This is a genomic window from Streptococcus mitis (assembly GCF_023109105.1).
Taxonomy (GTDB): domain Bacteria; phylum Bacillota; class Bacilli; order Lactobacillales; family Streptococcaceae; genus Streptococcus; species Streptococcus mitis_BW.
The window spans coordinates 145,222-171,236 of record NZ_JALDTZ010000001.1; the positions used below are offsets into that span (position 1 = coordinate 145,222).

A 26,015-nucleotide genomic window follows, 5' to 3' on the forward strand; every position below is an offset into this window, starting at 1 on the left:
TAGTTTACTCTTTATTTACACTTTGGAGGAAAGAATCTATGTTATCGCTTATTAAAATTGAATTAAATAAAATTTCTAAACCTAAATTATTTTTAGCCTGGTTGTGTACTATTTTTATAGTGTTAGGCATTACAGCAATCATTATTATGGGTTTAGGTACTGACAATAAACTAGGAGAATTCGCTGGTCAGGATTCTAATGTTATTAGAGTTACTGGTAAATGGGAAGGCTGGGCAATTGTAGCTTCATTGTTTTCATCTTTATTTACAAAAGCAGCATTTTTGATTTTCGAATCTTATTTATTATCTACGATTATCATTGATGAATTTAAACGAAGAACAATTTTTCAGTTGTTTTCTTACCCTATTTCTAAAATAAAGTTACTATGGGGAAAAATTCTTTTAGTCATCCTAATATCATTTATTGCCCATTTTTCTGCACATTTAGTTATTCAAATATTCATTAGATTCATGGCTGTTGTAACTGAATCTAGTTGTATCCCTGTAGCTAATCAATTAATTAACTTAGCTGGAATTACGTTTGGAACAGTACTAATAGGGTTATTACCATTTGTTTTAGGTATGATTAAGCATTCAACAGCTATAACAATGCTTACAGGACTTGGTTTAGCAGCATTACTTTCGAATGCCAGTCCAGGAAGTTTATCTAATAATATTGCTGATAACTTATTCTTTTTGATATTTGCAAGTTTCATAAGTTTAATGATTACTTCATTTTCAATTTATAATATTTCAAGACAAGATATTAGTATCAAGTAGCATAGCTGAATTTAATTGAAGGAATGTGATAATTCCTTGATGATTTCTATAAAAAAAGAGGCTGTATAAGTTGGTATTTATGCTCCAGGAGAAAAATTCTTTCATTTAAAGCTGGATATAGAAAGAGAGATAGAAATGAGAAATATTGTTGAAATAAAAGAAGTTTTTAAAACAATTGATAAAGAAGAAATTTTAAGTGGTATCAACCTTCAAATTGCTGAAGGAGAAATCTATGGTTTTTTAGGACCGAACGGTGCTGGAAAAACAACGTTAATGAAATGTATGTTAACCTTATCAACAATTACATCAGGTAGTATTGAAATTTTTGGGAAAAATCTACAAGAACACAGAGAAGAAATCCTAAGTCAGATTGGAAGTATTATTGAATCACCAATTTTTTATGATAATTGCACTGCAAAAGAAATTTTGGAAATTCACGCTCAATATATGGGGAAAAATATTATTGAATCAGATATAAAAAAAGCCTTAAGAATGGTCGGCTTAAAAAATACGACTAAAAAAGTAAAAGATTTTTCGTTAGGAATGAGGCAAAGGCTTGGTTTAGCTCGTGCCTTTCTAACAAAACCTAAATTGTTAATTTTAGATGAGCCAATCAATGGTTTAGATCCAATAGGGATTCAAGAAATTCGAAATCTTTTGTTGTCGCTTTCTAAGGAGCATGGAATTACTATTCTAATATCGAGTCATATATTATCGGAAATTTCACAGATAGCAGATAAAATTGGCTTTATCAAAAATGGAGAAATTGTAGAACAGGTTTCTATGAAAGAGATTAGGAGAGAGAATATTGACTTAGAAGAATATTTTATGTCACATTTTCTAAATGAAATTAAGAATTATGAGGTAGATTAAGGATGAAACAATTGATAAAGAACCATCAGAAGGCTTTTTATGCTTTCATGATATTTAATATACTGGTCCCTTTAACTAATATTGCTTTTGCTTATTCTATTAAAGGTATTATTGATAGTGGCATGTCCCAAAATAAAGAAGCCTTAACTCAAGCGGTACTAGTAGGAGCTACTGTTATTTTCATCTATGCAGCACTCAACTTTATATCTCTTCGATTGAGAAATAAACTTGTTAGGCAAATCATGTCAAGATACAAAAACAAGGTGTTCCAATCTATTTTAGATAGGGATTATAGAGACTTTTCTAAAGAAAAATCAGGGAAATTTATTTCCGTATTAACCGAAAATATGAAGAAAATTGAGCAAGATTATCTATACCAGTATTTTAATATTTCAAAAAACCTTTCCTTAATGATTTTTTCACTTCTAACTATGTTTATAGGTAATTGGTTTTTGACCTTATTAGTTATCATTGCTAGCATCATTCCGATGATGATTTCAGGATTTATTGGACAAAAATCAGCCTCTTTACAAAATAGAGCTATGGTTGCCGATCAGAAGTATTTAGCTAAGGTTAAAGATATTTTAGCAGGATTTCTTGTTATTAAAAGTTTTAATGTGAAAGATGCTATCTGTGAGGATTATAGTCATGAAAGTGAAAAATTTGATGAAATAAATTTTATAAAAGGGAAATTTGACGTTTTAGCTAATGTTATTTCACAGCTTTCAGGGATGATTGTTTTTTTGGTAGCCTTTGGTGGAGGGATGTATCTCGTATTTAATAGCTCTACCACAATTGGGAGTGTAACAGCTATTGTTCAACTGGTCAATTTTGTAGTAATGCCACTGAATGAAGTTGGAATGGGAATAAGTAAATTTCGTGAAGGTCAGGCAACACTAGATGCATTTGAGGTAAAAGATGTAACTGAGCTTCAGACTGGTGAAACAAAAGAATATTTCGATGATGTTATTTCTTTTTCAAATATAGACTTTTCTTACCCTAATACTAAAGAAAAAATTTTTAACCATTTATCTTTGAAGATTCAAAAAGGAGAAAAAATTGCAATTGTTGGAATGTCAGGGAGTGGGAAATCAACTTTGCTCAATCTATTACTGCGTTTTTACGATGTAACAAGTGGGCACATCTCCATTGATAATATAGATTTGCAAGCTATTTCAGCAGAGAGCCTTTATAACTTAATGACAATTGTTCAACAAGACGTTTATATCTTTGATGATACTTTAAGAGCAAATATTACTCTTAATCAATCCTTCACTGATGAGGAAATAAAGCAAGCTGTACAGCAGTCGGGTTTAGAAAGTTATGTTTTAGAAAATGAATCTGGTCTACAAACTTTATGTGGAGAGAATGGCTCAAATCTATCTGGCGGACAAAAACAAAGAGTTAGTATTGCGCGTGCCTTGATTCGAAAAACACCAATCTTATTATTGGATGAGGCTACTTCATCTTTGGATAATCAAGTAACTACTGAAATTGAAAGTTCAATCTTGGATATTCAAAATTTGACTGCACTTGTAGTAACCCACAAGTTGAATGAGAACATTTTGAAAAAATACGATAGAATTCTCTTTATGAAAGATGGCGTTATTGTTGAAGATGGTTCTTTCAGTGATTTGATGGATAGGAGAGGTGAGTTTTATAAGTTGTTTGAGTTGAGTGTGTAATTCTCTTTCATTTTATAGTATAATTTTATAAAACACTCTATCCTTTTCGTTCTATAATATATAAGCTTGCTAGCACCACATGTTGAGGCGGTAAGTTTGCTAGTCAAGGAGTAAAACGACGAAGATTAGCATTTACTTCCGCCCATGCGATAGCTGTCCGTGATTGACAAGTGCTAGCACGCAGACAGAACGGAGATAGCGAACCGCTGAGTGTGTCGCTCTGCTCGTAAAAGCTTAGAAACCTTTGAACGAAAGGGATAATGAAAGCCTTGATTGCAAGGCTTTTTGCTTTATGGTGGGTAAGTATCAGAGTGAGAAAATTTTTGGAATGAGTAGAAGTGATAGCTAGAAATTATCAGTTTCTATTTCCATTTACCCTGTGGGTACGTGTTTGTTTCCATTGACAAGGAGTTTGTGGGAATAGAAATGTACCCACCTTGTTTGAATCAAGTGAAGTGTAGTTGAAGGAAATCTGTTGAAAGCAATACTTCATTTTACCGAATAAGTAATAATTTAGGCAACTTCAAATCGATTAAAAAAAACTATTTTAAAGGTTAAGAGTAGACAAAAATTGTCCACTCTTTTTTGCAAACTCAATTTATCAATAAATGAAATGAGGGAATGTAAAATGAAATATTTTGAGGTTGAGTTAGAAAATCCTGATGAATTTTTAAAACTACAAACAGAAGATTTTGTGAAAGCTAATCGCTTGCTACTAAGGAAGATAATCCAGAGCGTTACAGTCTATGAAGAAAACTTCGTCATATCCTTTAAATCTGGCATCGAATTGGAAGTATGAGTCTCATTCCATAACTTTTATATTGAACATATCATCTTGTTGTGTTATACTATAAATTGATATAAACAAAGATGTAGGAGGAACCGAAACTATGACAGCCTCAATGCGTTTAAGATAAGCTGGCAATAAAAAAAGCAGAATCTATACCCGATGATAGGCTTTTTTGTTGTGCTTATTTATACGATATTGAGCATTCATTAGTTACGGTGAGGATATTGGTTATTTAACTATACCTTTATTTAACTATGTCTTTAATATGAATGTTTCCAAATTGTATGTATGCAGACCAAAAGCCACATTGTGGGGTTTGGCCTGCATTTTTTATTGCCTAGAATGCTATTCAAAATAGAAATTCAAGCAAAATAATATGCAGGAGATAATATAAATGGAAAAATACAACAATTGGAAACGAAAATTTTATGCAATATGGGCAGGGCAAGCAGTATCATTAATCACTAGTGCCATCCTGCAAATGGCGATTATTTTTTACCTTACAGAAAAAACAGGATCTGCGATGGTCTTGTCTATGGCTTCATTAGTAGGTTTTTTACCCTATGCGATTTTGGGACCTGCCATTGGTGTGCTAGTGGATCGTCATGATAGGAAGAAGATAATGATTGGTGCCGATTTAATTATCGCAGCAGCTGGTGCAGTGCTTGCTATTGTTGCATTCTGTATGGAGCTACCTGTCTGGATGATTATGATAGTATTGTTTATCCGTAGCATTGGAACAGCTTTTCATACCCCAGCACTCAATGCGGTTACACCACTTTTAGTACCAGAAGAACAGCTAACGAAATGCGCAGGCTATAGTCAGTCTTTGCAGTCTATAAGCTATATTGTTAGTCCGGCAGTTGCAGCACTCTTATACTCCGTTTGGGATTTAAATGCTATTATTGCCATCGACGTATTGGGTGCTGTGATTGCATCTATTACGGTAGCAATTGTACGTATACCTAAGCTGGGTAATCAAGTGCAAAGTTTAGAACCAAATTTCATAAGGGAGATGAAAGAAGGAGTTGTGGTTCTGAGACAAAACAAAGGATTGTTTGCCTTATTACTCTTAGGAACACTATATACTTTTGTTTATATGCCAATCAATGCACTATTTCCTTTAATAAGCATGGAACACTTTAATGGAACGCCTGTGCATATTTCTATTACGGAAATTTCCTTTGCATTTGGGATGCTAGCAGGAGGCTTATTATTAGGAAGATTAGGGGGCTTCGAAAAGCATGTATTACTAATAACAAGTTCATTTTTTATAATGGGGACCAGTTTAGCCGTTTCGGGAATACTTCCTCCAAATGGATTTGTAATATTCGTAGTTTGCTGTGCAATAATGGGGCTTTCGGTGCCATTTTATAGCGGTGTGCAAACAGCTCTTTTTCAGGAGAAAATTAAGCCTGAATATTTAGGACGTGTATTTTCTTTGATCGGAAGTATCATGTCACTTGCTATGCCAATTGGGTTAATTCTTTCTGGATTCTTTGCTGATAAAATCGGTGTAAATCATTGGTTTTTACTATCAGGTATTTTAATTATTGGCATTGCTATAGTTTGCCAAATGATAACTGAGGTTAGAAAATTAGATTTAAAATAAACAATATTGGAGGAATATTTATGTATCTTATTTTCATGTAACTCTTCCTGCTAAAATCGCAGGGTTTTCCCTGCATACAAGCAAATGAAAGCATGCGATTATAGACAGGAGGAAATGTTATGGAATTAATATTAAAAGCAAAAGACATTCGTGTGGAATTCAAAGGACGCGATGTTTTAGATATAAATGAATTAGAAGTATATGATTATGACCGTATTGGTTTAGTAGGAGCAAATGGTGCTGGAAAAAGCACTTTACTCAGGGTACTTTTAGGAGAATTAACTCCCCCAGGATGTAAAATGAATCGTCTGGGTGAACTTGCCTATATTCCCCAGTTGGACGAAGTAACTCTGCAGGAGGAAAAAGATTTTGCACTTGTAGGCAAGCTAGGTGTTGAGCAATTAAATATACAGACTATGAGCGGTGGTGAAGAAACAAGGCTTAAAATAGCACAGGCCTTATCGGCACAGGTTCATGGTATTTTAGCGGATGAACCTACGAGCCATTTAGACCGTGAAGGAATTGATTTTCTAATAGGACAGCTAAAATATTTTACAGGTGCACTGTTAGTTATTAGCCATGACCGCTATTTTCTTGATGAAATAGTAGATAAAATATGGGAACTGAAAGATGGCAAAATCACTGAGTATTGGGGAAACTATTCTGATTATCTTCGTCAGAAAGAGGAAGAACGTAAGAGCCAAGCTGCAGAATACGAACAATTTATTGCGGAACGTGCCCGATTGGAAAGGGCTGCGGAGGAAAAGCGAAAACAGGCTCGTAAAATAGAACAGAAGGCAAAAGGTTCTTCAAAGAAAAAAAGTACTGAAGACGGAGGGCGTTTAGCTCATCAAAAATCAATAGGAAGTAAGGAAAAAAAGATGTATAATGCTGCTAAAACCCTAGAGCACAGGATTGCGGCCTTAGGAAAAGTAGAAGCTCCGGAAGGCATTCGCAGAATTCGTTTCAGGCAAAGTAAAGCATTGGAGCTCCATAATCCATACCCTATAGTCGGTGCAGAAATTAATAAAGTATTTGGGGATAAGGCTCTGTTTGAAAATGCATCTTTTCAAATTCCGTTAGGAGCAAAAGTGGCGTTAACTGGTGGTAATGGAATCGGAAAAACAACTTTAATCCAAATGATCTTAAACCATGAAGAAGGAATTTCTATTTCGCCTAAGGCAAAAATAGGTTACTTTGCACAGAATGGTTACAAGTACAACAGTAATCAGAATGTTATGGAGTTTATGCAGAAGGATTGTGACTACAATATATCAGAAATTCGTTCAGTGCTAGCATCTATGGGGTTCAAACAGAACGATATTGGAAAAAGTTTATCTGTTTTAAGCGGTGGAGAAATTATAAAATTGTTGCTTGCTAAAATGCTCATGGGTAGATATAACATCCTAATAATGGATGAACCCAGTAACTTCCTTGACATACCAAGTTTAGAGGCTTTGGAAATACTAATGAAGGAGTACACCGGAACTATCGTGTTTATCACCCACGATAAACGATTACTCGAAAATGTAGCAGATGTAGTTTATGAAATTAGAGATAAGAAAATAAATCTGAAACATTAAATTTAAGGTAGTCGCTGGTCAGTATAGTCTGTTCTGGTTGGCGACTCCATTGTTAAAGAGTATAAAGACTTTAGATTTTATGAATATTAAAAATAGGAACAGTCAATTGAACTGCTCCTATTTTTCTGCTAAATATATTGTAGTTTTCTTATATGTATAATGATAGATTAGCGGATTCTCATCTACGGTACTTACTTCAAATATGAAGAAGTGATCGCGGTTATCTCTGGACTTTTCCTTATTGAGGACAAAGTAATTCTTACGTGAAGTCGCCATTGTTTTTAGGATATCATCAGTTAGGAAGGTCAATGGAATATTCATGTTAGAGTAGCGGTAGAAGTCACGTTCAAAATCTTGGTAGCTCTCGCTATAATAGTCCATTTGTAGGTGATTACGCTGAAACTCAAGCTGATTCATAGAGCACCTCCTCGACAAGTTCAATACTAATAATGTCTTTTAATTTCAAATTGATGTGACCTGTTGTAGTTTTTATCAAAATGAAATCTTTGGTCAGACTTGGTATTGTTCCAGTGTAGGAAACACGCTTGTTTTTTTCAATCACTTGAATGCGTGTGCGTAGCTGCCCGGCGTATACTTGACTGAGGAGTAATAATTTCTTCTCTAGTGATAAGTCAGACATGTACGTTACTTTGTTTGTATCATCAGAGAGTGCTGATGCATGTTCAGATAGGAAAAAGCCCATCCATTTTTGCATCTTTGTATCCTGGTACTCTCTTGCTGATTGAAATGGTAAATATGAACGGTCAATCATATCAAATCCTTTCTATGCAGAGGCAAGGGTATTTTTATCAAATTGAATCGTAAAACCTTGAATTCCCCCACCTGTGTAACATTCTTTAAAGCGATTGATTACCTCAGTATAGATTATCACAGATGAGCTTGTTGGCTTAATGCTAAATGTAAATTCCAATGGTAATCGGTTTTCAGATTTAGCATGTACTAGTCGTATCGATATTTCAGTTGTTTTGAGTTTTCTCTGACGAAGTTTTGAAGTTGCTGTTTCAACGATTCCATGTAAAAATCTTTCAAGCATTTCAATATCATTACATCCTTTGCTACGGATTTCTGAAAATTGTACTGTATTTTTTTCTTGTTTCATTTTAATCCCTCCAATCCACCCGCGGAATGACCACCGATAAGTTTACTGCGTTCAATATTTCTGGAACCTTCAGTTAGGACGGTTCCTTTTTGTATGGCTAAAAAACCAAACTGTTCTCTGACAACATCAATAGCTGTCTGAAGTCTATTATCTTTTTCAATTTGTTCTACATCATCAAAGAGTGATAGTAGAGTATAGCTTTCATCTACGAAGCCACTATAAGATACACCAATTTGTCTCACTGCACCAGAGGTGTATTTTTTCGGAATAATACAAGTACATGACTCACCATTGTTTTGGGGAGATTTGCGGGTTCAATTTTATTCTGAGCATTTATAGATTTTTTCATCTCAGTCCTAGAATAGCCAATATGAATAGAAACGACAGTAGTCAATACTAGGGCTACTGTTCCGTTCCACAGTATCATTTAAAAATCATTTTCACACCCTTTCGTCTATTAGTATAGAAGAAAGCTCTCAGCACATGAGGAGAAATCATGAGGGATATTCTCAGTTGAATAAGTAAGAGTATAATCTACATCTCCAAAGTAGGAGTGGCCAGTTCCAGCAGAAAGACCTTCATAGGTTTTATAACTGAATAGATCGACTACTTTGTTGTCGAATTTTTCCTGTTCTTCAAGTAATCCTGAGGAATAGACGACAACTTTAAAATCAAATAAGCTAAAAACGCTCTAAAATCATTAAATTGATATAAAAATGTTTTTTATTGTCAAAATATACAATTAAAAAAATTTCCAGTTTTTTTAAAATCACTATCTCAGATGACAATTTAATCAAAATATGATATAATACAGAAAAAGTAAAAATAACAAAAGTAACTTACAAAAGTAAAAGAAAAAAAGTAAATAGATAGCCACGGCGGATATTCCTTTCATTGTTTAGAAGGAGTTGCTGTGGTTATCGTTGTTGCTGAGCTAATTAATTGCTCTTATTACTTAGATGAAGTTACTTTTGTTATTGAATTAATTCAAATAATAATAACGATCAATGAAAGTACTCATCGATATTCCCTTTATGCAGTTTAGAGCACAAAGGAAAATGGTACTGATTTGATCGTTTTTTTGTGTATTGACATCCTAAAACCCAGTCAGAACCTTCAGTCATATTAAACAAGGAGATAACATGAGATTTGTTGTATATAAACATTCACTAGTTTTAGGTGATAACAACATCGTGACAAAGCAATTTATCGTTCTGAAGCACGATGACGGCAACTTACAATTTACTGATTTTCATCGTTATGTTAAATCTACTTCAAGAATCAAGTCTATTTCAGATGATGGGAATAAACGCTTTTCTTACGTTGTTAAGTTTCTAAATTTTATATTTGGTACTTCTGGACTTAAAAGTATAGATCAACTTACACTTGAAATGGTTAGAGAATTTTTTACGCTTTATGGATTATCTCAGTTACCAGGAGATAGAGAAAAAAGAAAGAAAAGCACCGTTGAAAAATGCGTAAATGCAGTTCTTGACTTCTTAACTCTTTATTTAAGTGAGCGAGAGGGAAAGGCTAAGTTAAAAGCAGAAGAATTGTATTCTACGACAACTTTTACGAATAGTAGAGGACGGGTTATAAAGCGTAAAGAACCAAATTTTGAAATATACGTAAATGATAGCAACACTGAGAAAGCTATTTTTCGTGATATGCCAAATAGTGCTTTTGAGATGTTATTTTCTCACATAGCACACTATCATAAAGATCTACTCATGGTTGTGGCCTTGGGAGCCTTTGTTGGCTTAAGACCATCAGAAGCATGCAATGTAAGACGTGAAGATAGTCCTCTAGGGCCAGGTATTTTGTTTCACCAAAGTGATGGGCAAGTATTTAAGATTGAGATCGATCTACGAAAAGAAATACCTCTCCGAAGCGATTTAAAGCCAACTGGACGGATTAAAAAGGAAAGACTTCAAGCAGTACCTTATATCTTTCTGGAGGTCTTTTTAGACACTTATAATGACTATATGACTTATCTGGAAGGTAAGAAGTATGAGAAGGATTATGGACCTTTAAATCTTAACAGACGAGGAAAAGCATTATCATACGATGTATACTATCAACGATTTCGTAAGATTATTCGCGACGAAATGATCCCAATCTTCTTAAAATCTGATGATGCAGAGGTTGTCTTTTTTGGGCAGCTTTTGCAGGAGCATAATATTTCCCCACATATTTTCAGACACTGGTACACGACACAGTTAGTATTATCTGGGGTTTCTGAAATAAGTGAGCTTATGTCAGCAAGAGGTGATAAATCGCCTGAGAGTGCTTGGGTTTATCTACAAAACAAAGGAGAAATCGCAAAACAATATGGTCAAGTTAATAATGGTGTTTTTGACTATATGAATTGGCGAGCAAATGAACTTTTTGGTGATAAGTTAGAAAGGTAATGTATGACTTATTCAATTAAATCTTTGATCGAAAATCTGTTAAGTGAACTCGGAAAAAACGATATACAGTATAAAGGCAAAATTAGTAAGTTTTTAGTTGATAACAATTGGTTTAATATTGAGATTGATTTGGATAACTATTCTATCTCAGATAAAGATGCTCAATTATTAATAGAAAAAATAACCAATTATCTTCTTGGACCAACTGGTTTAGCAGGAATTCAGCCTATATTTAAACAAAAATTCCCATTAACTTACAAATATTTTCAGCAATACTCAGAAGATAGCAACTTATCTAAGGAAAACATGTTTTATGTTCAAGATTTTCTTGCTTTTTATCTTAAAAGAGATTTATTTCTCTGTAATAATAATGAGATTGAATTGTTGGTTGAAGAAGCAGTATATGCACTTGAAAAGCAAAAAGGCGAAGTTTTTATTGATTTTTTAAAGTGGTTAATGAATAAAATGAGATGTAACTATCACAAAAGATATGAATTTACACCTCGATACACATTAGAACAGGAGACTAACGCTTATGAGTTAGACGAATATTTAGAATTACTGTATTTTCTTTTTAATGACAATTACATTAGAAAAGAAGATATGCTTTATAAAGCAGCAATCTCAAAAGACTACGCAGATACCTGGCTATTTCTAGCACTTCATTTTATATGTGCGCTACGTGGAACAGATTTAGAACAACTTGGACATCCACAACTTCCTAGAACACCGAAAGAAGTTCTAAAATCAGTTAGAAGTGGTAATTGGAGTAGCAGTGAGGCAAGAAGAACTCTTTTAAGTATTACAACTCGTTTAACTTATTTAAATATTACTCCAAACAAAACAAAGCGAACTAAAAATATTAGTCAGATTAAATTTCAGGTCCCTGAGAGTTGTCAGGTATTGATTGGAACGTTGTTGGCTATCTGTGAAGCTCATTATCAGTTGAATAAAGATAATAATGATGAACCTTTAATTCGACAAATAAAAGAATATAAACGAATTAATCGATATATGGGGAAAGAAATTGGAGACTTATTTCTTGAAAGGAATTTTAGTTCTAGATCTGCAAATAAATCCTATCTTCAAACTGTTGCCATGTTAGCAGATGATGTTTTGCAAGAAAAATCTGAGTTAAATATTAAAGGCTATTTTTTAGCCGCATTAGCCCGTAGCCATAAAGGTTCATTCGATGAATTTGCACAAACTACAACAACGTACCTAAAAGATGCCCAACTAAGCCAGCTTAAACCAGAAATGGTTGCGAGAGAACTATTTGAACGAGGTGTTTTATCTATGATTCCATCAATGATCCTGACGATTGTAACTAGAGGAAAGTATAAAGAATTAAGTCCTAGTCAACAGACTCAGATGATTAAACAGTTAGATTTGACACCAAATGAGATTGAAAAAACATTGGCTTTAAGCATTCAGGCAGAAGTGAAATCGCAAAAGGCATTAAAGATTTTGGTAGAAGAAGAAGCAGAGCCTAATCAACTTCTTACTATTTGTCATCGTATAGGAAACGGTGAAGCCTTCTCAAAACAAGGTGAAAGCATGTGTCTTTTATCTGCGCTTGGAAAGATTTGTCCATATGACGATAGGCAACATTGCATCGGTTGTCATTATGAATTACAAACGAAATCTACTTTATTGTTATTAGTAGGAGAATTCAATCGTTTGAACAAACAATACTCTAGAGTTCGAACTGATTTAGAAAAAGGTAAAATTCGGAGTATTTTAGAAGAACAAATAAAACCTTGTTTAACTGAAATGTTGCAAGCTTTATGCGAGCAATATGGAGATGACGTGTTACATGATTACGAAGAAATAATAAAGGAGTTAATAAATTGAACAATCAAGCTAAACTTTTTAAAATTGAAAATTATTTTGAAACTTTTGACCGTGATTGTGTTCTGCGAGCAAAAGAAGTTTTCGATGACTATTTTGATAAAGGAATTATTCTAAGTTACGATTTTGATCATAAGAAATGGGAAACTACAAATGAATATGCCAATATTAGCCTGTTTTTTAACATTTCTGAATTTCAATATAGGAGATTTTATCAATCAATTTTTCAGTTGCCTTATAAGGAATTTATCGATTACTTAAAAAGTTTTATTGTTTTCTCAATGAAACAACATGTTTTAAAAACTTTACAGCTATTTCTAATGGATATTAAACAAATTATTAAAAATACAACCAAAGATACGTTTTTAGATTTAGAAAATATTTCTGTAAAATTTCCTGGTTTATGTATTGACTTTTTCTCAAATCTTCCCTGTTCAGATGATAGTCAACTAAATCAACTATTGGAGCAATTAGATAATAAATTAACTATCAACCTTCAAAAAAAGCAGAGGTCAAAACAGCAAAGACAATTAGCGCAATTTCAATCCTATTTTACTTTTAATGACATTTTAAATGATTATTGGTCTCAAACATTATCTAAGAAAGAACGTCTATTTTATTATCCATTGTATCTCTGGTGGCAGATTACAGCAATTTTACCTTTAAGGCCAAGAGAATTTCTTTTAATACAAAGAAACTGTTTAACCGAGAAAGATGGAAAATATTTTCTTACATTAAGGAGAAATATAATCAAAGGAAGGGATCGACTTGTTGCACATAAAATTTCTGAAGATTATACTTTGAATACTTATGAAATTACTAATTCATTAGCTTCTGAAATAAAGACTTACCTCAAACTTACGGAAAATGATAATTCTACTAAATTAGATACATTATTTGTGACTGATCCTCATTATAACCGTTGGGGTCGTCGAACAGGTGTTAATAACCGATTTTTAACTTACACTAATCTCAATACTATTTTGAGGTATTTTTTTAATGAGATTATTTCTCAAAAATACGGTTATCAAGTTAATTATTTTAGTTTTCCAGCTAGATTAGATGAAAACGAGATTAATTTGATTCATATTGGGGATACGAGACACATTGCAATGATCAATTTAATTGCAGAAGGGGCTAGTCCTGTTACAGCTATGCTTTTAGCTGGTCATGAAGATGTGACAACTTCATCTCACTATTTTTCAAATTTAAGCCAATTTATTGAATGTCGTAGTTATCAAATGTATCGTAAACTAACGAGTAAGAATACGAATTACACCATAAGTAAGAGACAGCCATTTTATACAGCACAAGGACAATACATCACTTTAGAAAATAAAGGACGGTGTTACTCACCCCGCTTTGCGAAAGGTGATTATTCAGATTGTCTGAAAGTTATTAGTGAGCATGCAGAACTAGGTGCTTGTACGAGCTGCCCTTTTTACCGTAAAGCAGGTAAAGATTATTTTTCAATGGATAAAACATTTAAAAAGTCAGTTGATGAAAAAGCTATGGTTGTAGATGAAGCGATTAGAAAAGTTAGGCAAGGGAAAGGTCATATTGAAGATATTGGAGAAGCTTTGTTGAAATTAAAAACAGTTAGCAATACCTATCAAGATTACTTAAATGCTAAACAACTATCTTTAGAGGAGAATAAGTCTAATGGCTAGAAAGAAATCAATTTCTGATGATGAATTGATTCATTTGTTTGAACAGTATTTAATTTCCCAGTGTTCCTGTGATTTAAGCTTGGTAAAAATCCCTCGGTTTGGTGACTATGTTAGGAATAATGGCTATCAAAATGTTGCGGATACAACCATTAGACGTAATAAAAGATTCAGGGATTTTTTAAAAGAAAGTGAAATTAAATACCAAGATGAAAATTATGAAGCTGTAATTACTTATAAGACCATAGATCCTGACAATTTTATGGCAAAAAATCGTGCTCCAGGTGCTATGAAAAGAGCATTGGTGGAAATTAGCCAATACTACAAGAAAATAGCAAACATTGCGGCCAGCTATAAACAAGAAGCAGATAAGTTACGTAGTTTAAATTCTGAACTACAGTCAACTAATGAAGATTTAAAACAGAAGCTACAAAGAGAAAATGAGTTAAGTGATGAGAATCAAAAACTATTACAAATAATCAAAACAAGTGTCTATCCAGAAATTGCGAATGAGCTTTTAAAAGAAGAAGGATTGTTAAAATATTCTCAAAAGGTTATCAGTGAGGATTTCCTAGCAGACAATATCATCACCGCTGATTCAGAAATAGATTTTCATTCTGGTGGTCTTATTGAACAAGAAAATCCTCAAAAATTAACTAAAGTGGTTTCTATTAAAAACTTACTAGACAGCAAAACTAATTATAAATGAGGAAAGAAATGAACAAGAAAGTTAAAGATAATCCAGCTATTTACATGTACTGGGATCAAAAACGAAATGTTCTTGACCCCAAAAAATTATCGTCAAATAGTTTAAAATATGCCTATTGGTCTTGCCCTTATTGTCAACACCATTGGGAAGCGAAAATCATTGATGTGCAGCTTGACAGTTATGAATATCTTAGGTGTTGCCCCCATTGTGGATTAGGTGAACGTTCCATTGATGAAAATGAGAGCGTCCTTCAGGTTTATCCCGATTTCAGAAATTATATAAACTACAGCATTGAGCAAGATGAAGAATTAGATGAGAAACTTCTTACCTTGCCGTTCAATAGTAAAAGAAAATTCAATTTTAAATGTCCGACGTGTCAATTAAGTTGGAAAGATTCTGCGACAAATAAGAGGTTATTTCAACTAACAAGTGGGGATTTATTTCATTTTGGCTGCAATGAAACTTCCTATCATTGCGATTACAAATCAATTTATCCAAATTTAGCTAAAATCTATAGCGAACATTTAAACAAATTTAAATTTAACGAACTGAAGCTGAGTTACAATATAACAGTACCTATCCATTGGGAATGTGATAAGTGTCATTGCAAATTTGAATTATCTATTGATAGATTATTGAACCGAATTAAAAGAAGTGGTCATTACTGTTTGGAGTGTCATTCTTCATTTGAAGAGTTATTGGATAAAGATTTTGATGTTTCTCCTCTATCTTTTTTAAATTCTTCCATGCTCAAGGAGTGGTCTAAAAGGAACAATATTACACCTAATCAAGTTGATGTATTATCTAATGTTCATGTGTTATGGGAATGTACGAATTGTCACGGAGAGTATTCATGCTCACTATTTGAAAAAACAGATAGGTCTTGTCCATTTTGTTCAAATAGAGAAAAACTTCAGGATTTTAATACACTAAATGAAACACATCCCTATTTGAGGGAATTTTGGGACCTCAGTAATGAAAGGGATTTTTCCGAATATTGGTTTAAGTCAAATAATGTAGTTAGTTGGGTTTGTCCTTGTTGTAAAATCAACTTTCAATGTAGCCCAGCCGAAATGATCAGTCGAACCGATTTAGAAAATCAAAACTTTCAAACATGTCCCAATCAATGTGACTGGAGGACTGAGGTATTTAAAAATAATATTTTCCTTAAAGAACCAAAACTCATCAAAGAATGGAGCGATAAAAATAAAATTCCTATTCATTTATCTCAGACAACAATAGAAACGAAAAAATATTGGTGGGATTGTTCAAAGTGTCATGGGACATATTTATGTTCTATCCCAATTCGAAGAGAAGTTTCTCAGTGTTGTCCTTTCTGTAACAACGATAAGCCTCTGAATGGGTATAATACATTTGATTATTTGTACCCTGAACTAGCAAAATTGTGGGCACCAAATAATAAAGTCTCAATAGATAGTTTTGTTCCATTATTAACTGAAAAAAGGTTTTATTTATGGCGCTGCAAAGAATGTAACTTCGAATTTCATGAGCGCTTCAGCATTATATTAAATAAGTATTTAAATTCCGAGACAAAAGATCTTAAAGAAATGTGTCCATTTTGTGCAGAATTAAAAGAAAGACAAGATAATATCTCATTTGAAGATTTGATGAACGAGTGGGACTATCTTAACAATCTTATTCTAGGGGATCCAGAAAGAATCCCAAATAATACGCAATTAAGATTTTGGTGGATTTGTAAGAATAATCCAGAGCATCGTTATAGAATGGCTATTGTAGATAAGATTGCAAATGTAAAACGATCTATCGAGCCATGCATATTTTGTAAAGGGCGTAGACGAAAAAGAGAACATTTTGTTCCTTATAGGAAAATTTAAAAAACAGGTTCAAATTTGAACTTGTTTTTTATCATAGATTTTTATAAAGTACATTATTTTAAAAGATTGTATTTTTAGTTTTCAAGTAGATAGTGTACAGAATTTTAGTATGCGAAAGATTTAGTTTTCACGGGAATAAAGTACATTTTTTGCTCAAAAATTTTTTTCGGTTAACGCTTTTATCCCCTATAACATCTTTCCGAAAAACTATAATTTTCTTGAAAAATATATCTGATTATGCTATACTACTAGTATAGAAAGATTTGGAGATAAACATGAAACGTGAGATTTTACTAGAACGTATCGACAAACTAAAACAAATCATGCCTTGGTATGTATTGGAATACTATCAATCGAAACTAGCCGTTCCATATAGTTTTACGACCTTGTATGAATACTTAAAGGAATACGATCGATTTTTCACCTGGGTCTTGGAATCTGGTATATCAGATGCTGATATCATGAGCAATATCCCTTTAGACGTTCTGGAACACATGACAAAGAAAGATTTGGAATCTTTCATTTTATACTTACGAGAACGTCCCTTGCTGAATGCTAACACAACGAAAAACGGTGTGTCTCAAACAACCATTAACCGTACCCTTTCTGCACTGTCTAGTCTTTATAAATATTTGACTGAGGAAGTTGAAAATGAACAAGGGGAACCTTATTTCTACCGTAACGTCATGAAGAAGGTTGCTACCAAGAAAAAGAAAGAAACCTTAGCCGCTCGAGCTGAAAATATCAAACAAAAACTCTTTTTAGGTGATGAGACAGAAGATTTTCTGAACTATATCGACCAGGAATACCCTAAAACTCTCTCAAATCGCGCTCTCTCATCATTCAATAAAAATAAAGAACGTGATTTAGCCATTATAGCGCTTCTTCTTGCCTCTGGTGTCCGTCTCTCTGAAGCAGTTAATCTTGATCTTCGGGACCTCAATCTCAAAATGATGGTCATTGATGTAACTCGTAAGGGAGGAAAACGTGACTCGGTCAATGTCGCTGCATTTGCCAAACCCTATTTAGAACAATATCTCGCAATTCGAGACAAACGTTATAAGACAGAAAAAAAGGATACAGCTCTCTTTCTAACCTTATATAGAGGTGTTCCAAACCGGATTGATGCTTCTAGTGTTGAAAAGATGGTGGCCAAGTATTCAGAAGACTTCAAAGTCCGTGTGACACCCCACAAACTGCGCCATACTCTTGCAACCCGTCTCTATGATGCAACCAAATCCCAAGTTTTGGTCAGCCATCAGCTAGGACATGCTAGCACTCAGGTAACGGACTTGTATACCCATATCGTCAATGACGAACAGAAAAATGCCTTGGATAGTTTATAAGAGACATAATATAAATTATGTAATATATAGTTGCAAAAAAAGAAGCTGGATAAAACCAACTTCTTTTTTGTTTATTCAACAACAGCCTCTGCAATTTCTTCTGCAGTAATTCCTGCGAAATAACGACCTAAATTAATCGTTTGAAGTGCTTTAAGAACATCTTCGCGTTCGTATTTAACGCCACGAAGGACATCTTCTACTGCTGCAACGTCTTCAATACCAAAGAAGTCACCGTAAATCTTGATGTCTTGAATTTTTGATTCAATAACATTTGCAAAGATTTCAACCTTACCGCTTGGGAATTTAGTACCACGGCGAACATTATATTCAGGTGATTTCCCATAGTTCCAGTCCCAAGTTCCAAACTTAGTATCTTTGATACGATTGATTTCAGCCAATTCTTCATCTGAGAATACATACTCTGTCATCTCAGGATATTCTTTTTTCATGTATTCCAAGAGTAGATCACGGAATTCTTCAACGGTAATTTTTTCTGGCAATTCATTGATAATGTTGGTCACACGAGCACGAACTGATTTAACACCTTTTGATTCAAATTTGTCTTTAGATACCTTGAGAGCATTGGCAAGGACAGTCAAATCAACGTCAAAGAGAAGGCAACCATGGTGCATGATGCGTCCATTGATATAGGCTTGGGCATTACCACAGAATTTTTTACCGTCGATTTCTAAGTCGTTACGACCTGTAAATTCAGCTTTAACACCAAGTTGAGCTAAAGTATTGATTACTGGAGTGGAGAAACTCTTAAAGTCAAATGCTTTAGTTTCATCTTCTTTAGAAATGATGGTATAGTTAAGGTTGTTCAAATCATGGTAAACAGCTCCACCACCACTGATACGACGCACCACTTCAATTCCGTTTTCACGGACATAGTCACGGTTAATTTCTTCGATGGTATTTTGGTGACGACCTACAATGATAGAAGGTTTGTTGATCCAAAGAAGGAAGATTTGATCCTCGTCCAAAAGGTGTTTAAAAGCATATTCCTCTAAAGCAATATTAAAGGCAGTGTCATTTGAATGATTGATAATGTATTTCATAAGATACCTTCTAATACGATAGAGACTGGAAAATAATTCCAGTCTAGTCTATCTATTTTTATTTTTTCTTAGGTGAATGGATGGCCATTCCAAGAACATCCGCAAACGCTTCGTACATAACTTCAGAGTATGTTGGGTGACCGTGGATTGTCTTAAGCATTTCTTCAACAGTGATTTCCATTTCGATGATGCTTGACGCCTCATTGATCAATTCTGCTGCTGCAGGACCAATGATGTGGACTCCAAGGATTTCACCATATTTCTTATCGGCAATAACCTTAACGAATCCTTGAGCTGCATCTGATGCAATGGCACGTCCGTTTGCAGCAAAGTTGAATTTACCGATTTGGACATCGTATTTTTCACGAGCTTGTTCTTCTGTCAAACCAACTGCTGCTACTTCTGGAAGTGTATAAATAGCTGCAGGAGTCAAGTTCAATTTAGCAACATGGTGATTGCCTTTTAGAGCATTTTCAGCAGCAACTTCACCCATACGGAAGGCAGCATGGGCCAACATCTTGGTACCATTGATGTCACCTGGTGCATAAATACCAGGAACAGAAGTTTCCATGTACTCGTTAACCTTGATACGACCACGGTCTAACTCGAACTCAACTTCACCAATTCCCTCTAGATCTGGAACACGGCCAATTGAAAGAAGAGCTTTATTTGCGATGATATCATCTTTTCCTTCAACTTTGATACGGAGTTTACCATCTTCTTCAATGATTTCTTGAAGTTTAGTACCTGTCAAGATAGTCATACCTTTGCGTTCAAGGATCAAGCGAAGGTTCTTAGATACTTCCGCATCCATAGCTGGAACAATGCGATCCATCATTTCAATAACAGTTACTTTTGAACCAAATGTCATGAAGGCTTGACCAAGCTCGATACCGACAACCCCACCACCAATGATAACGAGGCTTTCTGGTACTTCATTCATCTCAAGGATATCGTCACTAGTCATAACAAGTGATGATTCCATACCAGGAACGTTAATCTTACTTACTTTAGAACCACCAGCAAGGATGATTTTCTTAGTTTCAAGTAATTCAGAACCATTTACCAAGACATTCTTATCTTTAGTAATAGTACCGATACCCTTATGAACATCAACTCCATAGCTACGAAGAAGTCCTGCAACACCACCAACAAGAGTATTCACAACTTTAGATTTAGTTTCTAAAAGTTTCTCCATATCAACAGTGAAGTTAGGATTTTCAATCACGATACCACGATTTGCAGCATGACCGATATTCTCAATAATTTCAGCGTTGTGAAGGTAAGTCTTAGTTGGAATACATCCGCGGTTCAAACATGTTCCACCAAGTTCAGATTTCTCAACAAGAGCAACCTTACCACCTAATTGAGCTGCTTTAATAGCAGATACATAACCAGCAGGTCCACCACCAATAACGACGATATCGTAAGCATCATCGCTCTTGCCATCATCGTTTGAAGCACTAACTGCAGGTGCTGGGTTAGCTTCTGGTGCAGGAGCTCCAGCTGATGGGATGTTTTCACCTTCCTCACCAAGATATCCGATAACTTCAGTAACAGGAACAGTCTCGCCGTCACCTTTGAGGATAGCGATCAAGTAACCGTCTTCTTCTGCTTCCAATTCCATGCTGACTTTGTCAGTCATGATTTCCAAAAGGATTTCTCCTTCTTTAACAAATTCTCCGACTTTTTTATTCCATTGGACGATTTGTCCTTCTGTCATATCCACGCCGGCTTTTGGCATAATTACTTCTAAGGCCATATCTTACTTCCTTTATCTATATTTCTAAAAATAAATTCTCTAAACCAACATTGAGATTGGGTTTTCAATCAAGGCTTTCAAGTCTTTCATAAACTTAGCACCAGCCATACCATCTACGACACGGTGGTCAATTGTTAAACCAAGACTCATAATTGGGCGAATCACGATTTCACCATTAACTACAACAGGTTTCTCAACTGTTGAGCTAACCCCAAGGATTGCTGAGTTCGGTTGGTTAATGATAGGTCCGAATGACTGAACTCCAAACATTCCCAAGTTACTGATGGTGAAGGTAGAATTTTGCAATTCGCTAGGAGCTAGTTTACCATCCAAAGTACGTCCGATAACATCTTTGAAGGCAACTACCAACTCAGACAAACTCATTTTTTCAGCATTATAAACAACTGGCGTCATCAATCCATTATCCATCCCAACTGCCATCGCAAGGTTGACATAATTGTGAGTGATAATTGTCTTACCATCTTCAGTTAATGAAGCATTGATGTATGGGTGTTTCATAAGAGTCTTAACAACCGCAAGTGAAAGCAAGTCTGTAACAGTAATTTTCTTACCAGTTGCTTCCATGATTGGATCAAGGACTTTCTTACGAAGGGCAAGCATTTCAGACATATCGACATCGTAGTTAAGCGTGAAGGTTGGTGCAGTCAAGTAAGATTCAACCATACGTTGAGCAATAACCTTACGCATCGGTGTCATTGGAATACGCTCGATTTCACCATAAGGAGTTACGTTATCTGGAACTTCCTCCACTTTTTCAATCTGAGAAGGTGACTTAATCGTATCGTTTTCGATATTTTCAGGAAGGAAAGCTAAAACATCCTTCTTCATAATCTTACCACGGTGACCAGTACCTTGGATTTCCTGCCATGCAATGTTATGTTCAAGGGCAATTCGTTTTGCAAGTGGCGAAATGCGAACCACATTAGTGTCTTTAAATGTTTCCACGTCTTCTTTGTGGACACGACCGTTTGCGCCTGAGCCAGAAATATCGTAGAGATTAATTCCTAAATCATCCGCTAATTTTCTAGCTGCAGGAGTCGCTCTTAGCTTATCATCAGCCATGACCTCTCCTATTCTATTAAAAGATACTAAGGGCGTCAAAAGTCAAAGTGAAAATAGGAAACTTGACGAAGAAACTTTAGTTTCTAGAAGAGTTTATCTTTTTCACACAGACTTTAGCCCGAGTTCAATTTTATGATGCAAAGGGCGTTTAAAAGCGACTGAAAAATAGGAAATCAAGGCAGACTTCGATGAAGTCAAGGCGATTTATCTTTTTTCCAAGCTTTTAGCCCGTGCTCTAATCAAAAGTATTAAGGACGTAGAGAACTTTGCATCATTAAATACAAAGCTTCTTCGTCTTAATTAATACAAGTTACATAATTTATTTTATGTATCACTGTTTGTTGTGAGTTTTACGGATTGCATCTTTGATGCTTTCCACTGTTGGAATCATTGCATTTTCAAGATTTTGTGCGTAAGGCATCGGTACATCTTCCCCTGCACAGCGACGGATTGGTGCATCCAAGTAGTCAAATGCTTCTGATTCAGAAATAATAGCTGAAATTTCACCGATAAATCCACTTGTCTTATGAGCATCATTGACTAGAACTACTTTTCCTGTTTTCTTGACAGAGTTAATAATAATCTCTTTATCAAGTGGAACCAAAGTACGTGGGTCTACTACTTCTACTGAAATGCCTTCTTCAGCCAACTCTTCAGCAGCTTGCATAACACGACGAAGCATTTTACCGTATGTTACTACAGTTACATCAGTTCCTTCGCGTTTAATTTCACCAACGCCAAGTGGAATTGTATAGTCAGGATCTACCGGTACTTCACCTTTTTGGTTAAATTCTGATTTGTATTCAAGAATGATAACAGGGTTGTTGTCTCGAATAGAAGACTTAAGAAGTCCCTTCATATCAGCCGGAGTACCCGGAGCAACAACTTTCAATCCAGGGATGTGAGTGAACCAAGATTCCAATGATTGTGAATGTTGCGCTGCAGAACCTACTCCATTACCAGCGGCACAGCGGATTGTAATAGGTACTTGGCCTTTACCACCAAACATGTAACGAGTTTTAGCTGCTTGGTTGACGATATTATCCATGGCAATAACAGAAAAGTCCATGAAAGTCATATCAACGATTGGGCGAAGTCCCGTCATAGCAGCACCCGCAGCTGCACCAGAAATAGCTGCTTCAGAGATAGGACAGTCACGAACACGTTCTGGTCCAAATTCTTCAAGCATACCAACAGATGTACCAAAGTCTCCACCGAAGACACCGACATCTTCACCCATCAAGAGTACATTTTCGTCGCGACGCATTTCCTCAGACATTGCAAGGATAATGGTATCGCGGAAAGACATTAATTTTGTTTCCATATTTCTCTACTTCTCCTTAGTCTGCGTAAATATCTTCGAATGCTGATTCTAGTGGAGGGAAAGGACTTTCTTCCGCAAATTTAACAGATGCTTCCACTGCTTCCTTAACTTGCGCTTGAATTTCTTCGAGCTCTTCTGCACTAGCAATATTATTCGTTACAAGGTACTTACGAAGGTTTTCAATTGGATCTTTTTCTTTCCACGCATCGACTTCTTCACGTGTACGATATTTACCAGGGTCAGATGACGAGTGACCAAGCCATCGGTAAGTTACACTTTCAATTAAGACAGGACCTTTACCAGAACGAACATGATCAACTGCTTTCTTAAATCCTTCGTAGACATCAATAACATTGTTACCGTCTTCGATAAACATTCCAGGAATTCCATATGCAGCACTACGATCATGGATATGCGCCACATTTGTCATCTTCTTGATGTCTGCAGAGATTCCATAACCGTTATTGATACAGTAGAAAATAACTGGTAGATTCCAAATTGAAGCCATATTAACAGCCTCGTGGAATACACCTTCATTTGTTGCGCCATCACCAAAGAAGCAAACAACAATCTTACCAGTGTTTTTCATTTGTTGAGTAAGGGCTGCACCTACTGCGATTCCCATACCACCACCTACGATACCGTTAGCACCAAGGTTACCCGCATCTAGGTCAGCGATATGCATAGATCCACCTTTACCTTTACAAGTCCCCGTATATTTACCAAGGATCTCGGCCATCATACCATTAAGGTCGATTCCTTTGGCAATAGCTTGTCCGTGACCACGGTGGTTTGATGTAATCAAATCATCTGGGTTGAGAGCTAACATAGCACCCACGTTAGCCGCCTCTTCTCCAACAGAAAAGTGAGTCATACCAGGAACTTTTCCCTTTTTCACTAACTGAGCTATTTTTAAGTCCATACGACGGATTTCTTCCATCTTACGGAACATCTCTAGCAAAAGATTTTTATCTAAATTTGACATAATCTTGCCTTTCTAACATTGTTCTTACCTTACTATTTTACCGTTTTTGCCAAATACTGTCAAAGTTTTTCTAAAGAAAATTTCACAAAATAAAAAAGAAAACCCCATGAAAACAAGGGATTTTCTTATCAAGAATATTTTTTCACAAACTTTTTAGCGTTTAGACTTTTCTAAAGATTCAAATCTCTTCATAACCACAGTTAAACGCCAACGGTAGAGCGCCCCACTGACAATCAGACTAATAATCAAACCGATCCAGTAAGAATAAGCGCCAAAATCTGTTAGGGAGTCAAATACCATAGCTACAGGAATTGCTACTCCCCAATAACCAACCAAACCAAGGTAAAAAGGAATAACTGTATCCTTATACCCCCGCAAAATTCCCTGAAGGGGTGCCGCAAAGGTATCTGCTAACTGGAAGAAAAGACTATAAGTCAAAAAACGCGCTGTCAAATCGATAAATTCTGGCTCGTTACCATAAAGACTGGCCACATTTCCTCTAAAAATGTAAAGGAAAGACAAGGTGAAACCTGCAAAAATAAGTGCTGTCCATCTTCCTAAACTAATATATGTTTTCGCATCATCAAATCGCTTGGCCCCCACTTCATAGGAAACAACAATAGCCATAGCCGAAGAGATACTCATAGGAAAGGCGTACATAAGAGTTGAAAAATTCATAGCTGACTGGTGACTAGCGATAATCAAGGATGAGAACTTAGCCATAATCAAGCCAACCACGGAAAAAATAGCCACTTCAGCAAAGACAGTTCCCCCAATAGGCAGACCTAAACGAACTCCTTCCTTGATTTTATCCATATTAAGCGGAATGCGTTTCCCAAGATGTAGGGCCTTGAGCTTCTCTTGTTTAAATAAAACTAGAACAGAAATCCCAAGTAAGACCCAGTAGGCCAAGGAAGTCCCTAACCCAGAACCAGCACCTCCTAGTTCTGGGACACCAAAGGCCCCGTAAATCAAGAGATAGTTAAATCCACTATTGAGAGGAAGTAACAAAAGCATGAGATACATAGAAAGTTTGGTCAAACCCAGCGAATCCAGCAAGGAGCGAATAACACTAAAGAGCAACAAGGGGATAATTCCGATAGATAAAAACCAGAGATAGCGAACAGCTACTGCCGCCACTGGTGCTTCTAACCCGATATGATTCAATATTGGTGATGCCAAGAAAAGTACCATCCCCAGCAAGACCACAGATAGACCCAAGGCCAGATAGATAAACTGGTAAAAATCAGACGCCACTTCTTCCTTTTTGCCTCGACCAAGATGGTGACCAATGATAGGCACCAAGGCCGATACAATCCCTGTCAGGAATGTAAAGAAGGGATTCCAGATACTGGTTGCCATAGACACACCAGCCAAGTCCATGGTATTGTATTGACCTGTCATAGTCGTATCAACAAAGGAGGCAGAATAATTTGCAAATTGATAAATCAGGATAGGGAAAAATATCTTTAAAAATAAGATAAACTTGTCTTTAAAATGATGGGTTTGATACATATA

At 35.3% G+C, this 26,015-nt stretch carries 22 protein-coding genes; 12 read left to right on the forward strand and 10 right to left on the reverse strand.

Annotated elements, in window-relative coordinates; genetic code table 11:
* Positions 1 to 38: 38 nt before the first annotated feature.
* The 6 genes from M1F37_RS00775 (at position 39) to msr(D) (ending at position 7,322) form a co-directional block, all read left to right on the forward strand.
* Complete coding sequence (locus M1F37_RS00775; RefSeq protein WP_000949747.1) at positions 39 to 779, forward strand: ABC transporter permease; 741 nt, start codon at positions 39 to 41, stop codon at positions 777 to 779.
* 135 nt (positions 780 to 914) lie between these two features.
* Positions 915 to 1,652 carry an ABC transporter ATP-binding protein gene (locus M1F37_RS00780; protein WP_001244586.1) on the forward strand — a complete coding sequence of 246 codons (738 nt, stop codon included), beginning with the start codon at positions 915 to 917 and terminating at the stop codon, positions 1,650 to 1,652.
* Positions 1,653 to 1,654: 2 nt separating this feature from the next.
* Positions 1,655 to 3,337 carry an ABC transporter ATP-binding protein gene (locus M1F37_RS00785; protein WP_000811441.1) on the forward strand — a complete coding sequence of 561 codons (1,683 nt, stop codon included), beginning with the start codon at positions 1,655 to 1,657 and terminating at the stop codon, positions 3,335 to 3,337.
* Positions 3,338 to 3,965: 628 nt separating this feature from the next.
* Complete coding sequence (locus M1F37_RS00790) at positions 3,966 to 4,136, forward strand: hypothetical protein (RefSeq protein WP_000873143.1); 171 nt, start codon at positions 3,966 to 3,968, stop codon at positions 4,134 to 4,136.
* 385 nt (positions 4,137 to 4,521) lie between these two features.
* Entirely contained in the window at positions 4,522 to 5,739 is a 1,218-nt protein-coding gene (gene mef(A) / locus M1F37_RS00795; protein ID WP_000417519.1) for a macrolide efflux MFS transporter Mef(A), read from the forward strand.
* A gap of 119 nt (positions 5,740 to 5,858) precedes the next feature.
* The gene (msr(D), locus tag M1F37_RS00800) at positions 5,859 to 7,322 is read left to right on the forward strand and encodes an ABC-F type ribosomal protection protein Msr(D) (protein WP_000420313.1); all 1,464 of its coding nucleotides are present in this window, start codon (positions 5,859 to 5,861) and stop codon (positions 7,320 to 7,322) included.
* Between the two features lie 117 nt (positions 7,323 to 7,439).
* Here msr(D) and M1F37_RS00805 read toward each other — a convergent pair whose 3' ends face one another.
* From M1F37_RS00805 to M1F37_RS00820, 4 genes are read right to left on the reverse strand one after another with little or no spacing between them, the layout of a single operon-like run.
* Entirely contained in the window at positions 7,440 to 7,739 is a 300-nt protein-coding gene (locus M1F37_RS00805; protein ID WP_001072467.1) for a DUF5960 family protein, read from the reverse strand.
* Positions 7,726 to 8,094, reverse strand: coding sequence for a hypothetical protein (locus tag M1F37_RS00810; RefSeq protein ID WP_000567222.1), 369 nt, complete (start codon positions 8,092 to 8,094; stop codon positions 7,726 to 7,728). The genes M1F37_RS00805 and M1F37_RS00810 overlap by 14 nt, the downstream gene beginning before the upstream one ends.
* A gap of 12 nt (positions 8,095 to 8,106) precedes the next feature.
* A complete protein-coding gene (locus M1F37_RS00815) occupies positions 8,107 to 8,442 on the reverse strand; it encodes a hypothetical protein (RefSeq protein ID WP_000806926.1) in 336 nt (111 codons plus the stop codon).
* Positions 8,439 to 8,684 (reverse strand): hypothetical protein, encoded by a 246-nt coding sequence (locus M1F37_RS00820; RefSeq protein WP_001813542.1) that lies wholly within the window; start codon positions 8,682 to 8,684, stop codon positions 8,439 to 8,441. The genes M1F37_RS00815 and M1F37_RS00820 overlap by 4 nt, the downstream gene beginning before the upstream one ends.
* 900 nt (positions 8,685 to 9,584) lie before the next feature.
* Between M1F37_RS00820 and M1F37_RS00825 the strand changes: the two genes are divergently transcribed.
* The 6 genes from M1F37_RS00825 to xerS all read left to right on the forward strand — a co-directional run bounded on the left by M1F37_RS00825 (position 9,585) and on the right by xerS (position 18,282).
* Positions 9,585 to 10,853, forward strand: coding sequence for a site-specific integrase (locus tag M1F37_RS00825; protein WP_006151645.1), 1,269 nt, complete (start codon positions 9,585 to 9,587; stop codon positions 10,851 to 10,853).
* A gap of 3 nt (positions 10,854 to 10,856) precedes the next feature.
* Positions 10,857 to 12,707: a hypothetical protein gene (locus tag M1F37_RS00830; protein ID WP_247934340.1), complete on the forward strand. Its 1,851-nt coding sequence runs from the start codon at positions 10,857 to 10,859 to the stop codon at positions 12,705 to 12,707.
* Positions 12,704 to 14,374, forward strand: coding sequence for a hypothetical protein (locus M1F37_RS00835; RefSeq protein ID WP_049498825.1), 1,671 nt, complete (start codon positions 12,704 to 12,706; stop codon positions 14,372 to 14,374). The genes M1F37_RS00830 and M1F37_RS00835 overlap by 4 nt, the downstream gene beginning before the upstream one ends.
* The gene (locus tag M1F37_RS00840) at positions 14,367 to 15,080 is read left to right on the forward strand and encodes a hypothetical protein (RefSeq protein ID WP_118228166.1); all 714 of its coding nucleotides are present in this window, start codon (positions 14,367 to 14,369) and stop codon (positions 15,078 to 15,080) included. The genes M1F37_RS00835 and M1F37_RS00840 overlap by 8 nt, the downstream gene beginning before the upstream one ends.
* Before the next feature lie 8 nt (positions 15,081 to 15,088).
* Positions 15,089 to 16,936, forward strand: a complete 1,848-nt coding sequence (locus M1F37_RS00845) for a zinc-ribbon domain-containing protein (RefSeq protein WP_075228591.1) — start codon at positions 15,089 to 15,091, stop codon at positions 16,934 to 16,936.
* A 275-nt stretch (positions 16,937 to 17,211) separates the two neighbouring features.
* On the forward strand, positions 17,212 to 18,282 hold the full coding sequence (gene xerS / locus M1F37_RS00850) for a tyrosine recombinase XerS (protein ID WP_247934341.1): 1,071 nt from the start codon (positions 17,212 to 17,214) through the stop codon (positions 18,280 to 18,282).
* A gap of 71 nt (positions 18,283 to 18,353) precedes the next feature.
* Here the strand turns inward: xerS and M1F37_RS00855 are convergent, their stop codons facing one another.
* The 6 genes from M1F37_RS00855 to pdrM all read right to left on the reverse strand — a co-directional run bounded on the left by M1F37_RS00855 (position 18,354) and on the right by pdrM (position 26,012).
* Positions 18,354 to 19,343 (reverse strand): lipoate--protein ligase, encoded by a 990-nt coding sequence (locus M1F37_RS00855; protein WP_247934342.1) that lies wholly within the window; start codon positions 19,341 to 19,343, stop codon positions 18,354 to 18,356.
* A 58-nt stretch (positions 19,344 to 19,401) separates the two neighbouring features.
* Positions 19,402 to 21,105, reverse strand: coding sequence for a dihydrolipoyl dehydrogenase (gene lpdA, locus M1F37_RS00860; protein WP_247934343.1), 1,704 nt, complete (start codon positions 21,103 to 21,105; stop codon positions 19,402 to 19,404).
* Between the two features lie 39 nt (positions 21,106 to 21,144).
* Entirely contained in the window at positions 21,145 to 22,188 is a 1,044-nt protein-coding gene (locus tag M1F37_RS00865; protein ID WP_247934344.1) for a dihydrolipoamide acetyltransferase, read from the reverse strand.
* 331 nt (positions 22,189 to 22,519) lie between these two features.
* Complete coding sequence (locus tag M1F37_RS00870; RefSeq protein ID WP_049548449.1) at positions 22,520 to 23,512, reverse strand: alpha-ketoacid dehydrogenase subunit beta; 993 nt, start codon at positions 23,510 to 23,512, stop codon at positions 22,520 to 22,522.
* 16 nt (positions 23,513 to 23,528) lie between these two features.
* Positions 23,529 to 24,497, reverse strand: a complete 969-nt coding sequence (locus M1F37_RS00875; protein WP_247934345.1) for a thiamine pyrophosphate-dependent dehydrogenase E1 component subunit alpha — start codon at positions 24,495 to 24,497, stop codon at positions 23,529 to 23,531.
* A 153-nt stretch (positions 24,498 to 24,650) separates the two neighbouring features.
* Positions 24,651 to 26,012 carry an MATE family efflux transporter gene (pdrM, locus tag M1F37_RS00880; RefSeq protein ID WP_247934346.1) on the reverse strand — a complete coding sequence of 454 codons (1,362 nt, stop codon included), beginning with the start codon at positions 26,010 to 26,012 and terminating at the stop codon, positions 24,651 to 24,653.
* Between the last annotated feature and the right edge of the window lie 3 nt (positions 26,013 to 26,015).

What these genes read in the sequence shown, in the direction of transcription:
- M1F37_RS00805 (WP_001072467.1), bottom strand. Translation starts at nt 7,739, where the DNA reads ATGAATCAGCTTGAGTTTCAGCGTAATCACCTACAAATGGACTATTAT.
- M1F37_RS00830 (WP_247934340.1), top strand. Translation starts at nt 10,857, where the DNA reads ATGACTTATTCAATTAAATCTTTGATCGAAAATCTGTTAAGTGAACTC.
- M1F37_RS00845 (WP_075228591.1), top strand. Translation starts at nt 15,089, where the DNA reads ATGAACAAGAAAGTTAAAGATAATCCAGCTATTTACATGTACTGGGAT.
- M1F37_RS00780 (WP_001244586.1), top strand. Translation starts at nt 915, where the DNA reads ATGAGAAATATTGTTGAAATAAAAGAAGTTTTTAAAACAATTGATAAA.
- lpdA (WP_247934343.1), bottom strand. Translation starts at nt 21,105, where the DNA reads ATGGCCTTAGAAGTAATTATGCCAAAAGCCGGCGTGGATATGACAGAA.
- M1F37_RS00870 (WP_049548449.1), bottom strand. Translation starts at nt 23,512, where the DNA reads ATGGAAACAAAATTAATGTCTTTCCGCGATACCATTATCCTTGCAATG.
- M1F37_RS00815 (WP_000806926.1), bottom strand. Translation starts at nt 8,442, where the DNA reads ATGAAACAAGAAAAAAATACAGTACAATTTTCAGAAATCCGTAGCAAA.
- M1F37_RS00785 (WP_000811441.1), top strand. Translation starts at nt 1,655, where the DNA reads ATGAAACAATTGATAAAGAACCATCAGAAGGCTTTTTATGCTTTCATG.
- M1F37_RS00840 (WP_118228166.1), top strand. Translation starts at nt 14,367, where the DNA reads ATGGCTAGAAAGAAATCAATTTCTGATGATGAATTGATTCATTTGTTT.
- M1F37_RS00790 (WP_000873143.1), top strand. Translation starts at nt 3,966, where the DNA reads ATGAAATATTTTGAGGTTGAGTTAGAAAATCCTGATGAATTTTTAAAA.
- M1F37_RS00865 (WP_247934344.1), bottom strand. Translation starts at nt 22,188, where the DNA reads ATGGCTGATGATAAGCTAAGAGCGACTCCTGCAGCTAGAAAATTAGCG.
- xerS (WP_247934341.1), top strand. Translation starts at nt 17,212, where the DNA reads ATGAAACGTGAGATTTTACTAGAACGTATCGACAAACTAAAACAAATC.
- pdrM (WP_247934346.1), bottom strand. Translation starts at nt 26,012, where the DNA reads ATGTATCAAACCCATCATTTTAAAGACAAGTTTATCTTATTTTTAAAG.
- M1F37_RS00825 (WP_006151645.1), top strand. Translation starts at nt 9,585, where the DNA reads ATGAGATTTGTTGTATATAAACATTCACTAGTTTTAGGTGATAACAAC.
- M1F37_RS00855 (WP_247934342.1), bottom strand. Translation starts at nt 19,343, where the DNA reads ATGAAATACATTATCAATCATTCAAATGACACTGCCTTTAATATTGCT.
- M1F37_RS00875 (WP_247934345.1), bottom strand. Translation starts at nt 24,497, where the DNA reads ATGTCAAATTTAGATAAAAATCTTTTGCTAGAGATGTTCCGTAAGATG.
- M1F37_RS00775 (WP_000949747.1), top strand. Translation starts at nt 39, where the DNA reads ATGTTATCGCTTATTAAAATTGAATTAAATAAAATTTCTAAACCTAAA.
- M1F37_RS00810 (WP_000567222.1), bottom strand. Translation starts at nt 8,094, where the DNA reads ATGATTGACCGTTCATATTTACCATTTCAATCAGCAAGAGAGTACCAG.